This is a genomic window from Nocardioides exalbidus (genome assembly GCF_900105585.1).
Taxonomy (GTDB): domain Bacteria; phylum Actinomycetota; class Actinomycetes; order Propionibacteriales; family Nocardioidaceae; genus Nocardioides; species Nocardioides exalbidus.
This window is the reverse complement of the sequence record NZ_FNRT01000002.1, coordinates 4,449,844-4,462,790: the sequence shown is the minus strand read 5'-3', so window position 1 is coordinate 4,462,790 and position 12,947 is coordinate 4,449,844. Positions and strand designations below refer to the sequence as shown.

At 73.7% G+C, this 12,947-nt stretch carries 9 protein-coding genes; 7 read left to right on the top strand and 2 right to left on the bottom strand.

The window, feature by feature from the left end:
* Positions 1 to 13 precede the first annotated feature (13 nt).
* The 7 genes from BLV76_RS21650 (at position 14) to ftsY (ending at position 8,742) form a co-directional block, all read left to right on the top strand.
* On the top strand, positions 14 to 1,105 hold the full coding sequence (locus BLV76_RS21650; RefSeq protein ID WP_090972052.1) for a pyridoxal-phosphate-dependent aminotransferase family protein: 1,092 nt from the start codon (positions 14 to 16) through the stop codon (positions 1,103 to 1,105).
* 103 nt (positions 1,106 to 1,208) lie between these two features.
* Positions 1,209 to 4,763: a chromosome segregation protein SMC gene (gene smc, locus BLV76_RS21645; RefSeq protein WP_090972050.1), complete on the top strand. Its 3,555-nt coding sequence runs from the start codon at positions 1,209 to 1,211 to the stop codon at positions 4,761 to 4,763.
* A 10-nt stretch (positions 4,764 to 4,773) separates the two neighbouring features.
* Complete coding sequence (locus tag BLV76_RS21640) at positions 4,774 to 5,826, top strand: hypothetical protein (RefSeq protein ID WP_139306665.1); 1,053 nt, start codon at positions 4,774 to 4,776, stop codon at positions 5,824 to 5,826.
* Positions 5,823 to 6,278 carry an acyl-CoA thioesterase gene (locus BLV76_RS21635; protein WP_090972047.1) on the top strand — a complete coding sequence of 152 codons (456 nt, stop codon included), beginning with the start codon at positions 5,823 to 5,825 and terminating at the stop codon, positions 6,276 to 6,278. Before BLV76_RS21640 ends, BLV76_RS21635 begins: the two co-directional genes overlap by 4 nt.
* A 95-nt stretch (positions 6,279 to 6,373) precedes the next feature.
* The gene (locus tag BLV76_RS22740; protein ID WP_175539782.1) at positions 6,374 to 6,550 is read left to right on the top strand and encodes a hypothetical protein; all 177 of its coding nucleotides are present in this window, start codon (positions 6,374 to 6,376) and stop codon (positions 6,548 to 6,550) included.
* Between the two features lie 107 nt (positions 6,551 to 6,657).
* Positions 6,658 to 7,581 (top strand): methyltransferase domain-containing protein, encoded by a 924-nt coding sequence (locus BLV76_RS21630; RefSeq protein WP_175539781.1) that lies wholly within the window; start codon positions 6,658 to 6,660, stop codon positions 7,579 to 7,581.
* Between the two features lie 12 nt (positions 7,582 to 7,593).
* Complete coding sequence (ftsY, locus tag BLV76_RS21625) at positions 7,594 to 8,742, top strand: signal recognition particle-docking protein FtsY (protein WP_090972043.1); 1,149 nt, start codon at positions 7,594 to 7,596, stop codon at positions 8,740 to 8,742.
* A 259-nt stretch (positions 8,743 to 9,001) separates the two neighbouring features.
* Here the strand turns inward: ftsY and BLV76_RS21620 are convergent, their stop codons facing one another.
* Both BLV76_RS21620 and BLV76_RS21615 read right to left on the bottom strand, forming a co-directional pair.
* Entirely contained in the window at positions 9,002 to 11,980 is a 2,979-nt protein-coding gene (locus BLV76_RS21620) for a glycosyltransferase family protein (protein ID WP_090972041.1), read from the bottom strand.
* Positions 11,970 to 12,914: a rhamnan synthesis F family protein gene (locus BLV76_RS21615; protein WP_139306664.1), complete on the bottom strand. Its 945-nt coding sequence runs from the start codon at positions 12,912 to 12,914 to the stop codon at positions 11,970 to 11,972. The genes BLV76_RS21620 and BLV76_RS21615 overlap by 11 nt, the downstream gene beginning before the upstream one ends.
* Positions 12,915 to 12,947: the final 33 nt, after the last annotated feature.

Below are 12,947 nucleotides of genomic sequence, written 5' to 3'. Positions count from 1 at the left end.
TACCGTCGGTGCCATGATCCGCGAGCGCCACCTCTTCGGTCCCGGCCCGTCGAACCCCTACCCGGAGGCCACGCGAGCCCTGGCCTCGCCGCTGCTGGGGCACCTCGACCCGGAGTTCCTCCGGATCATGGACGAGACCTGCGAGATGCTCCGCACCGTCTGGGGCACCACCAACGCACGCACCCTGCCGCTCAGCGCGACCGGTTCGGCCGGCATGGAGGCGGCCTTCGTCAACACCGTCCACCCGGGCGACGTCGTGGTCGTCGCGGTCAACGGGCTCTTCGGCCAGCGGATGACTGACGTGGCGGCGCGCTGCGGGGCCGAGGTCGTCGCGGTGGAGCACGAGTGGGGGCAGCCGGTCGACGTCGACCGCGTTCTCTCGGCCCACCCGTCGCCGGCGATCATCGCGGCCGTCCACGCCGAGACCTCGACCGGCGTCCGCTCGGACGTCGCCGCGCTCGGCGCCGGCAAGGGCGACGCCCTCCTGCTCGTCGACGCGGTCACCTCGATCGCCGGCATCGAGCTGCGCGCCGACGACTGGGGCATCGACATCGGCTACGCGGGCACCCAGAAGTGCCTCGGCGTCGCCCCCGGCCTCGCGCCCTTCACGATCGACGACCGGGCGTTCGAGCGCCGCGTCGAGAAGCCGCGGTCGTGGTACCTCGACCTGGGCATGCTCGGTGGCTACGTCGGAGAGGCCAGCGCCAAGGGCGGACAGCGGACCTACCACCACACCGCGCCGACTGCGATGGTCGCGAGCCTGCACGCCGGGCTCACCCGGATCCTCGACGAGGGCCTCGACGCGGTGCACGCGCGCCACCAGGAGGCGGGCGACGCGCTCCAGGCCGGTCTGCAGGAGATGGGGCTCGAGCTGTTCGCCGCCGAGGGCAGCCGGCTTCCGGAGCTGACCACGGTCAAGGTGCCCGACGGGGTCGACTCGGCGGCCGTCCGCAAGGAGCTCCTGGAGCGCTTCGACCTCGAGATCGGCGCCGGCGCCGGGGCATACGCCGCCAGCGTCTGGCGGATCGGGCTGATGGGCCGCAACGCCCGCCCCGACGCCGTGCTCCTCGTGCTCGCCGCGCTGAAGGACGTCCTCGGCCGCTGAACGTCGGCCTCCCGCGCGGGACGGCCGCCCACGGGTAGGGTGGCCCGGACTGCGCTTCCCCAGTTGTCAGTGATCCCGTGCCTGATCCGGTGAGGAGCCCGCGTTGTACCTGAAGAGCCTGACCCTCAAGGGGTTCAAGTCCTTCGCGTCCTCGACGACGATGCAGCTCGAGCCGGGCATCACGTGCATCGTCGGGCCCAACGGCTCGGGCAAGTCCAACGTCGTCGACGCCCTCGCCTGGGTGATGGGTGAGCAGGGCGCCAAGAGCCTGCGCGGCGGCAAGATGGAGGACGTCATCTTCGCTGGCACGTCCGGGCGTCCGCCGCTGGGTCGCGCCGAGGTGCAGCTGACCATCGACAACTCCGACGGCGCGCTGCCGATCGACTACGCCGAGGTCACGATCAGCCGCACGATGTTCCGCAACGGCGGCTCGGAGTACGCCATCAACGGCAACGGCTGCCGCCTGCTCGACGTCCAGGAGCTGCTGAGCGACTCCGGCATCGGCCGCGAGATGCACGTGATCGTCGGCCAGGGCCAGCTCGACACGATCCTGCACGCCACCCCGGAGGACCGGCGCGGGTTCATCGAGGAGGCCGCCGGCGTCCTCAAGCACCGCAAGCGCAAGGAGAAGGCGCTCCGCAAGCTCGACGCCACCGACGGGAACCTCACCCGGCTGGCCGACCTGCTCTCCGAGATCCGGCGCCAGCTCAAGCCGCTCGGCCGCCAGGCCGAGGTCGCGCGCCAGGCACAGACCGTCCAGATGGACGTCCGCGACGCGCGGGCGCGGCTCCTCGCCGACGACCTCGTGACGGCGCGCACATCGCTCGAGTCGGAGATGGCCGACGAGACGCTCCTCAAGGAGCGTCGCGAGCAGGTCGAGGCCGAGGTCACCGCGGGTCGCGAGCAGGAGGCGCGGCTCGAGGCCACGCTGCGCGACGACCTCCCGCGGCTCGCCGCTGCGCAGGAGACGTGGTTCGCGCTCTCCGGCCTCAAGGAGCGGCTGCGCGGCACGGGATCGCTCGCCGACGAGCGCATCCGCAACGCGGCGGGCGCTGCCGACGGCGACACCGTCGACTCGGGGCGCGACCCCGACGACCTCGAGGCGCAGGCCGAGCGGGTGCGCCAGCAGGAGGCCGAGATCGCCGAGCAGGTCGAGCAGCACCGCGTGACACTCGACGAGGCCGTGGTCGCCAAGCGGGGTGCCGAGGAGGCAGCGGTCGCGGAGGACAAGCGGATCGTCGGGCTCCAGCGCGCCGCCGCCGACCGTCGCGAGGGCCTGGCCAGGCTGACCGGCCAGGTCAACGTCCTGAAGTCGCGTTCCGAGGCGGCCGACGCGGAGATCCAGCGCCTCACCGACGCCCGCGAGGACGCCCTCACCCGCGCCGAGCGCGCGCAGCGAGACTTCACCACCCTGGAGACCAAGGTCGCCGGCCTCGACGCGGGCGAGGAGGGCCTCGACTCCGAGCACGAGGAGGCCGTCGCCGCGCTCGACGAGGTCGAGGAGAGGCTGGCGAAGACCCGTGAGGACGCGCAGCAGGCCGACCGCGACCGCGCCGGGCTCGTCGCCCGCCGTGACGCCCTGGAGATCGGCCTCAACCGCAAGGACGGCGCCGGCGCCCTGCTGGCCGCGACCGACACGGTCGGCGGCCTCCTCGGCTCCGTCGCCGCGCTCCTCGACGTCGAGCACGGCTACGAGACCGCGGTCGCCGCCGCCCTCGGCACGGCCGCCGACGCCGTGGTCGTCGCCGACTCCCACGCGGCGGTGGCGGCGATCGGCCACCTCAAGGCCGACGACCTCGGTCGGGCCGGGCTGCTGCTCGGCGGCGCGCCCGCCGTCGACCGTGACTGGCCGACGCTGCCCGACGGCATCCGCTGGGCCGTCGACGCGGTGTCCGCGCCCGACGACGTACGACCGGCGCTGGTGCGGCTGCTCCACCAGGTCGCGGTCGTCGACGACCTCCCGGCCGCCCGCCGGCTGGTCGCAGACCTGCCCGGCGTCGTCGCCGTCACCCGCGAGGGCGACCTCCTCGGCTCGCACTTCGCCGCCGGTGGCTCCACCAGCCAGCCGAGCCTGATCGAGGTGCAGGCGGCCGTCGACGAGGCGACCGAGCAGCTCGCCGAGGCCACGTCCCGGACCGAGCGGCTCGGCTTCGAGATCTCCGGACTCGAGGCCGCCCGCCACGACGCCCTCAAGCGCGTCGACGTCGCGCTCGCCAAGCTGCACGAGTCCGACGCGACCCTGGCCGCGGTGGCCGAGGAGCTCGGCCAGTACGGCTCCCAGGCCCGGGCCGCCAAGGGCGAGGCGGAGCGGCTGGAGCGTTCGATCGCCACGGCAGGGGAGGCCCGCGAGGCCGACCTCGCCGGCCTCGCCGACCTCGAGGCCCGCCTCGCCGCGGCCGAGGACGTCACCGACGAGGAGCCCGACACCACTGAGCGTGAGCGGCTCGCCGAGGCGGCCCGCGAGGCCCGGCAGGGCGAGATGGACGCCCGCCTCGCGCTGCGCACCGCCGAGGAGCGCGCCCGCGCCCTCAACGGCCGCGCCGACTCCCTGCTGCGCGCCGCCCAGGCCGAGCGCGACTCCCGGGCGCGCGCGGCCGAGCGCCGCGAGCGGCTGATCCGGGAGGGTCGCGCCGCGCAGGCGGTCGGGGCCGCCGTCCGGGTCGTGCTCCACGAGCTCGAGCGCTCCGTCATGCAGGCCGCCGACGAGCGGGCCGCCGTCGAGGAGTCGCGCCGGGGCAGCGAGGAGCAGCTCATGAGGGTGCGCACCACGCTGCGCGACCTCGGCCGTGAGCTCGACGAGCTGGTCAGCTCCGTGCACCGCGACGAGATGGCCCGCACCCAGCAGAAGATGCGCATCGAGCAGCTCGAGGAGCGTGCGCTCGAGGAGCTCGGCATGGACCCCGACGGGCTGGTGTCCGACTACGGACCCGAGACGCTCGTCCCCTTCACCGGCGAGGTGCCCGACGGCGAGGAGGCGCCCGAGCCGACGGCCTACGTCCGCGAGGAGCAGGTCAAGCGGCTGCGCACCGCCGAGCGCGCCCTCTCGATGCTCGGGCGGGTCAACCCGCTCGCGCTCGAGGAGTTCTCCGCGATGGAGGAGCGGCACAAGTTCCTCACCGAGCAGCTCGAGGACCTCAAGCGCACCCGCAAGGACCTCCTCGACATCGTGCGCGAGGTCGACACGCGCGTCGAGCAGGTCTTCACCGAGGCCTACGCCGACGTCGAGAAGGCCTTCGACCAGACCTTCGCGCGCCTCTTCCCGGGCGGCGAGGGTCGGCTCGTGCTCACCAACCCGGGCGACATGCTCGCCACGGGCGTCGAGGTCGAGGCGCGTCCGCCCGGCAAGAAGGTCAAGCGGCTCTCCCTGCTCTCCGGCGGCGAGCGCTCGCTGGTGGCGGTGGCGTTCCTCGTCGCGCTCTTCAAGGCCCGGCCCTCGCCCTTCTACATCCTCGACGAGGTGGAGGCCGCGCTCGACGACACCAACCTCGGGCGCCTGCTGGAGATCTACGAGGAGCTGCGCGAGAACTCCCAGCTCCTGGTGATCACCCACCAGAAGCGCACGATGGAGGTGGGCGACGCGCTCTACGGCGTCACGATGCGTGGCGACGGCGTCTCTGCCGTCATCAGCCAGCGGCTGCGCGACGCCGAGTCGGCGTGACCTCGGGATCGTGACCGAGTCCCGCCGGCCCGCGGCCACGAGCCGGGCCGTGGCGATCGTCGGGCTGCTCGTGCTCGCGCCGCTCTGCGCCGAGCTCCTGTCGGCCTACCTCGCGGTCGCCGGCGACGTCGCCACCTCCGCGTTCCTCGTGCTCTTCCTCGGGCCGCTCTACGGCGGAGCGGCGCTGCTCATCCGTGAGGTGGCCGTGCGCACCGGCCGGGGCTGGACCGGCGTGGTCCTGATGGCAGCGGCCTTCGGGGTGGCGATGACGGCCCTGATCGACCTCAGCCTGTGGACGACCGACCGCACGGACGTCGCGGGGTGGTCGGACATCGTCGGAGCCGCACGCGTCCAGGGAGTCAGCGCCTTCGCCCTGGCGTCCTGGGTCGGCGGTCACGTGGCGCTGAGCATCGGCGCCCCGCTCCTGCTCGTCGACGCGGGGGTGCCTGCCGTGCGCGGTCGTCCGGTGCTGGGGCGCCTCGGGATCGGGATCACCCTGCTCGCGGCGCTCGCTGTCGCGGCGGCCGTGCACCTCGACCCCGAACGCAGCGGGATCCTGCACACGTCGCTCCCGCGCTACGCGCTCGCGGCCGCGGCCGTTCTTGCCCTCGTCGCGACCGCGCTCTCCCCGTTCGGGCGTCCACGGCCGCTCGTCGACGGACGGCGGGCGGGACGGCCCTGGCAGGTGTTCCTCGCCGGAGTCGTGCTCACCGCCCTGCTCGACCTCGCCCCGCCGGGCTGGGTCGGTGTCACGTGCATCGTCGTCGCCGCGGTGCTCGCCGTGGCGCTCGTCGGCCGGTCGGTGCGCTCACCGGGGTGGACCCGGAGGCACGCGGTGGCGCTCGCCCTGGGGGTCGTCCTCGAGCGCACCGCGGTCGGTGCGCTCGCGCCTCCGGCGCCGGGGGTCCCGGCCGGCGCCGTCGTCGCGCAGGCGGTCGTGCTGGCGCTGCTGCTCCTCGTCGTCGGCGGCTGGGCCTGGCGCGGTGCCGGACGTCCGGCCGCCGGGGCTGCAGGACCCGGTGCGGGGTCGGCGCCGGCGGTGGTGGAGGGTGGGCGGCGATGAGCACCTCGCGGACCCCTCCCACGCGCTCCGACTACGTCTCGTGGCGCACCGCCACCACCCGCTGGCGCGACGACGACGCCTACGGCCACCTCAACAACGCGACCTACTACGAGCTCTTCGACACCGCCGTCAACGCCTACCTCTACGAGGCGACCGGGCTCGACGTCCGCGCCCTCCCGCAGATCGGGGTCGTCGCCGAGACCGGGTGCCGCTACTTCCGCGAGATCGGCTTCCCCGAGCCGATCGAGATGGGCCTGGTCGTCGACAAGGTCGGGACGAGCTCGATCGTCTACCGGATCGGGTTGTTCCAGGGCTCGTCCGACCAGGCAGCGGCGGAGGGTCGCTTCGTCCACGTGTACGTCGACAACTCCCGCGGTGCCGGTGATCGGCCCGTGACTCCGATGCCCGACGTCGTCCGCGCGGCCGTCGTACGCCTCCTGCGTCCGGCCTGAGCCGACGCGCCCGGGATCACCGGGAGGCCGGGGACCCACCACGTCCGTGCCATGGTGGACGTTCCCCTGCACCGGAACCACCTCGGAGGACCACCGTGCTCGTGATCGTCTCGATGATGGCCCTCGGCCTGCTCGTCGCCGCCGGCGTCGCCGTCTACGTCGCCTACCCGCACCGCGGCCAGGACCTGCCCGTCGTGCCGCAGGTGGGCGAAGCCATGCGCAAGGGCGTGGACGCCCTCCCCGTGCTCGAGGACTCCGAGTCCCGGGTCTGACCACCCGACCTGATCACCCGACATGATCACTCCGGCCCGATCACCCGACTGGTGACCTCACGGCGCGCCGTCGCACGTGATGGTGGTCTCGCACTAGCGTGCGAGACGTGACCGGCGCCCGCCAGGACCTCGTGCGGGGCTACTGCGCGGCCTGCGGCAGCACCGTGTCACGGGCCTTCCGGCCGGGGCCCGACGGTCGGCCCGACGCCGTCTGCCCGCGCTGCGGGAGCCTGGAGCGGCACCGCTTCCTGTCCCTCCTCCTCGGCGTGCTGGCTCCGGACCTGCGTGACCTCGACACGGTCGTCGAGATCGCCCCGTCGCGGCAGTCGAAGGTGCTGCTCGACCGGGTCGAGGCGCGCCGGCGGATCAGCCTCGACGCCGGCTACGACGCCCGCGAGGTCGACGCCCTCGCCAGCCTGACCCAGCTCCCGCTGCGCGACGGCTCGGTGGACCTGCTGGTCTGCTACCACGTGCTGGAGCACGTGCCGGACGACTGCGCCGCGATGCGCGAGATCGCCCGCGTCCTCAGCCCGCGTGGCATCGCGCTGCTCGAGGTGCCGATCAGGACGGGCGTGGTGACCGAGGAGGACCCGTCGGCCACGCCCGACGAGCGCATCCGGCGCTTCGGCCAGCGCGACCACGTGCGGTGGTACGGCGACGACTTCGACACACGGCTCTCGGCGGCCGGGCTGTCCTCGTTGCGGGTGACGCCACCGGCGCTGGTGGGGGAGGCCGCCGTGGCGTGGTTCCGGCTCATGCCCCACGAGGTCGTCTGGGTGGTCCACCCGGGCAGCGTGTGCGTCTCCCCGATGCTGGCCGGCGGAAGCGGGTCGGGGCTCACGGCCGCCTTCGACGCCGTCCTGGCCGACCTCGACCGCACGCGCGACCTGCTCGGACGGGCGCGCGCCCGAGCCGACCGGCTGGCCGCCCAGCGCGACTCGCTCCGGGCGCGACTGGCCGAGGTGAGCGCGCCGCAGGGCCACCACGTGGCCGGGGTGCTCACCCGGCTTCGGCGCGCCACGCACCTGTGATGGGATTGCGCCATGGGTGACTGGATCTATCTCATCGTCGCGATCGCGGTCGTCGGCGTCATCACGCTCGCCGGACTGCTGACCGCCGGGCGCCGCCGCAAGACCGACCTGCCGTCGGGCGGAGCCGCCGACGTCATCGCGCCGCCCCCGACCGAGGGCGAGACCGCGACCGAGGTGGCCCCGGAGCCCGCCCTCGACACGGCCGAGCCCGTTGTCGAGGAGCCGCCGACGATCGAGAGGCCGGAGGGCACGGCGTCGCGGCTGGTGCGGCTGCGCCAGCGGCTCTCGCGCTCGCAGGGCGGCCTCGGCAAGGGCCTGCTGGCCCTCCTGAGCCGCGACCGGCTCGACGAGGACACCTGGGAGGCGATCGAGGACACCCTCCTCACGGCCGACATCGGGGTCGCGCCGACCCAGGCGCTGGTCGAGCAGCTGCGCACCCGGCTGCGGGTCGAGGGCGGCCAGACCCCCGACGCCCGCGCGGTGCTGCGCGAGGAGCTCGTGGCACTGGTCGGTCCCGACATGGACCGCCGCATCCAGGTCACCGGCACGGACGGCAAGCCGGGAGTCGTGCTCGTCGTCGGCGTCAACGGCGCCGGCAAGACCACTACCGTCGGCAAGATCGCGCGAATCCTCGTCGCCGAGGACCTCAAGGTCACCCTCGGTGCGGCCGACACCTTCCGGGCGGCCGCCGTCGACCAGCTCGCCACGTGGGGCGAGCGCGTCGGCGTCGAGGTCGTCCGCGGCCCCGAGGGCGGCGACCCGGCCAGCGTCGCGTTCGAGGCGGTCAAGCGCGGGATCGACGACGGTGTCGACACCGTCCTGGTCGACACGGCGGGACGCCTGCAGAACAAGGCCGGGCTGATGGACGAGCTCGGCAAGATCAAGCGCGTCGTGGAGAAGCAGGCCCCGGTCACCGAGGTGCTCCTCGTCCTCGACGCCACCACCGGTCAGAACGGCCTGATCCAGGCCCGCGTCTTCAGCGAGATCGTCGACGTCACCGGCATCGTGCTCACCAAGCTCGACGGGTCGGCCAAGGGCGGGATCGTGGTCCAGGTCCAGCGCGAGCTGGGCGTGCCGGTCAAGCTCGTCGGCCTCGGCGAGGGTGCCGACGACATGGCGCCCTTCGACGCGAACGCCTTCGTCGACGCGCTCCTCGGCTGACCGGGCACTCCGTCCCTGTCTTCAACCGCGACCGGGCACTTCCTGCCCGTCCTCAACCGCGACCGGGCACTTCCTGCCCGTCCTGAACCACGACCGGGCACTTCCTCTCCGTCCTGACGGGGACGGAGTGCCCGGTCGGCGCGGGTGACGGGGACGGAGTGCCCGGTCGGCGCGGGTGACGGGGACGGAGTGCCCGGTCGGCGAGTGTGACGGGGACGGAGTGCCCGGTCGGCGCGGGTGACGGGGACGGAGTGCCCGGTCAGCGGCGGGCGAGGAGGTGGCGTACGGCGTCGTCGATGAGCGTCTCGGCGCGCTTGTCGAAGCTGTGCTCGGCGATGATCCGGGTCGCGATCCGACGGCGCGCCTCGTTGTCGGGGAAGGCGTCGTAGGGAGGCTGGACCAGGCGCGCGAGCTCGTGCTCGTTGTCGAACGGCACCGCGAGGCCGGAGAAGATCTCCTCGAGGCCGTCGATGCGGTCGCTGAGGATCCGGGCCCCGCAGGCGGCGGCGTCGAAGAGCCGGTTGGAGGCGAAGCTGTCGCGCCGCATGTCGAGGTGGTGGTCGTTGAGGACGATCCCGGCGGAGGCGTAGAGCGCACCCACTTCCTGGTTGGCCACGCCGCTCGAGGTGATCTGGTCGCGCTCGACGAACTCGGTCCAGTCGTTGCCGTGGAGCGTGAGGTCGGCGCCGATGGCGAGGGCGCTGCGCACGGCGTAGCGGTAGACGCCGCGCGAGTTGCCGACGAACAGCAGCGCGGGCCCGGTGTCGGGCTCGGCGCGGTCGGGGTGGAACCACCGGGTGTCGGTGCACTGCAGCAGCGGCTCGACGGGGGTGCCCCACTCGCGGGTGACCCGCTCGGACCAGCTCGTGCTGGCGGCGTAGACCAGGTCGAAGGCGGCGACCTCCTCGGGCGTGATCATGTCGGGGTGGCTGATGATCCACTCGACGTTGAGGAGGCCGGGTCGGGGTGTCACGCGGTCGAGCCCGCGGAGCACGAGGAGCACGTCGTCCTGGTCGCGGGAGTCGCGCTCGCGGGCGTCGCGGCGGTCGATGGCGACGTGCTGGCCGCGTCGTTCGAGGGCCTCGGCGAGTGACCGCGCGAAGTAGGTGTCGCCCCACCGGTCTCCGCGCTGGGCGGCGGGCGCGGCGATGTCGACGGCCCACCGCAGTCGGGGCGGCGACTCGTGGATCCCCTCGATCGCGCGCAGCACGAGCTCGGGCACCAGCACCGACGGAGCAGCGCGGTCCTCGGGGTCGGCGGAGACCCGACGGTTGCGCTGGTCGGTGACCTCGAGGCCCGCCCTCAGGAGCAGCTCCGTCGACCGGTCCGTACCGGGGCGGGCGGTCGTGCCGCGCAGCGACGACATCGCCCCGATCAGCTCGTCGGGAGTGGCGTAGGGCGTGCGCGAGGTGATCACCGTGTCGGGCACGACCACCGAGTGCCCCAGGCCCGCCTGCGCCGCCCGCAGGCCGAGGTCGGTCTCGGCGAGGACCGAGTGGAAGCGCGGGTCGAGCCCGCGCAGCGCGACGACGGTCGACGTGCGCAGCGCGACCAGCGGGGTAGCGGGTGCGGCGACCTCGCAGGTCCCGATCCGGATGGCGTCGCTGGTCGGCAGGCCGGCGAGGAAGAGCTCGGGGTGGGGGTTGTCCGGTGAGAAGCGTGCGCCTGCGCTCAGGACCACGCCGTCGAGGTCGACGACCAGCGGCTGGGCGACCGCGACGCCCTCCTCGCGCACGACGCCGGCGAGCTGCTCGGCGATCGGCTGGCGGGGCGGCATCGCCTCCGGGCGTACGAGCAGCACGGTGGCGCCCGAGGCGACCGCGATGCCGGCGTTGGTGGCGGCCGAGGTCGACACGGTCGCCGGCACGGACACGAAGCGCGCCCCGGAGATGATGGCGGCGATCGACGCAGCAAGGACGTGGTGCGCCCGTCGGAGCCGTACGCCGACCAGGATCAGCTCCGAGCCCTCGCGGGGCACCGAGCTGAGCCACTCGACCGTGCGGCGGGGCTCGATGCCCAGGGGCATCACGTGGCTGACGAGGTCCTCCGAGAGCTCGCGCCCGGACGCGGCGTCCCAGTCGACCAGCTGCCGCTCGAGGACCACCGAGCCCCAGTCGTCGGCGAAGCCCGCGAGCGGGGCGTCGGGCCGCTTGAGCACGGGTACGTCGATGGCGACCGGCTCCTGCTCGCGGGTCAGCCGGAGCAGCAGGTCGCGCTCGGCCGCACCGCCCAGGCCCTCGTCGAACCCGCCGACGTCCTTGATCGCGTCGCGCCGGAGCAGGGCGGTGGTGAGGTCGACGGGTCGGCCGCCGAGGAGCTCGGCCCGCGACCGGCCGACGGAGCCGGCCCCGGCGAGGACCGCCGTCGCCCCGGACTCGTGCGCGTGGCCGAGGAGGTCGGCCAGCATCTCCGGCAGCCACTCGCGACCCAGCGGGAGGAACGCGACGTGCTCGGACGTGCCGTGCTCGAGGGCGACGTTGAGCGCGTGGGCGTGCCCGCAGCGCGACTCGCGCACGAGCGTGATGCGGTCGTCGAAGGCCGCCATGCCCTGGACCACGGCCGCGGTGTCGTCGAGGGACCCCCGGTCGACCGCGACCAGGTGCCAGTCGGTGAAGGTCTGCGCCTGCAGCGAGGCGACGGTCTCGTGGACGAGCGGACCGGCGTCCTGGGTGGCCATGACCACGGTGACGGCCGGGGAGGCGCCCAGGACCGGGACCTCGGGCGCCGGACCGACCAGCTCGGGGCGTTCCAGCACGACCTCGCGGCGCCAGCCGGCGGCCGCCTCGATCGCGGCCGAGCGGTAGGCGCCCCACGAGACCTTCTTGGGCAGGATCCGCGTCGGGAGCGCGGTGCCGGGACCGGTCACCGACAGCCAGTAGGACAGTGCGCCGTAGGGGTGCAACCGCGCCTCGGGGTAGGCGGCGAAGATGATCCGCGGGTCGACCAGGGGATGCGGGGCGATGCGGTTGCGGCGGCGCCGCTCGGAGAGGTACCAGAGGGCCGGGTGCTGGCCCAGCCGCTGCCACGAGCGCCGCCGGCCGATCCACTGCGCCTCGAACAGGGGGTGCGGGGACACGTCGCCGGCGTCGACGGCCGCGCGCGCAGCCTCCTGGACGGTGTCGAAGGTCGTGCCGAGCTGCGCGCCGACGTAGTCGGCGTCGACGAGGCCCGCCTCGACCAGCACCTCGGCCGCGTCGTCGTACCTCACCTGTCCGGGGCGGCGTCGCTCACCGCGCATCGGAGTACCTCACGCGCGGGAAGAGGGGCTCGAGGGCGAGCGGCGTCGGCAGGAGCCGCTCGGTGTCGCGCAGCGGGTAGTACTGAGCGGTCTCGTCGAGGAACTCGCGCACGCCGGCGAAGCGCTGGGGGAAGCGGCGCTCGCACAGCTCGAGCAGGCGCTTGGCGTCGAGGTTGTAGGGGTCGTATCGCAGGGTGTCGATCTTGACGTAGGGGAGCCTCGCATCGTCGAGCACGCGGTCGGCCAGGCTGCGGGCCGGGTTCCACGGCTCGTTGGCCCGCTCGCGCCACTCGCGCACCTCGGTGCGGTTGCGGGGGAACGTCGAGCGGTGCGCGGCCCACCAGCGCATCCGCTCGCGGGCGATCCGGCGGTCCTCGAGGGTCTCGACGAAGTAGGTGTCGGAGCTGAAGCCGGCGTCGTAGAGCTTGCGGGACATGCCGATCTCGTAGCGCCGGATGACCTGGCGCCGCTTGGAGATCGGCTCCATCTCCTCCCAGAACTGCGTGAACGCACGTGAGGCGACCACCCACGGCCGGAACGCGACGAAGAACGACTGGATGTGCGGGGCGAGCCGCTCGGCGCCGGTGAGGCCCCAGAAGTCGCACGGCCGGGTCGCCATCTCCTCGAACACGGGCTCGTAGGAGTCCATCGCGAAGACGTAGGTGTCGTTGCACACGACCACCTCGTCGTAGCGGGTCAGGTCGCCGGCGGCGTCGAGGCCGACCTTGTAGCTGAAGAAGTCGTAGCCGTAGTTGGCGCGCTCGACGACGACCGCGCGCTCGGACAGCCAGGCGCGGGCCGAGTCCTGCATCTGGGCGGTCGTGCAGACCAGCAGCGTGTCGACCGAGGCGGCGAGCGCCTCCACCTGACCCCGCACGTGGGGCCTGAGCTCCCCGGCGACGTCGTAGTGCGCCATCACGGCAAGTCTGGACACGGCCGAACACTAACAAGGGGCGTCCGGCGGCCG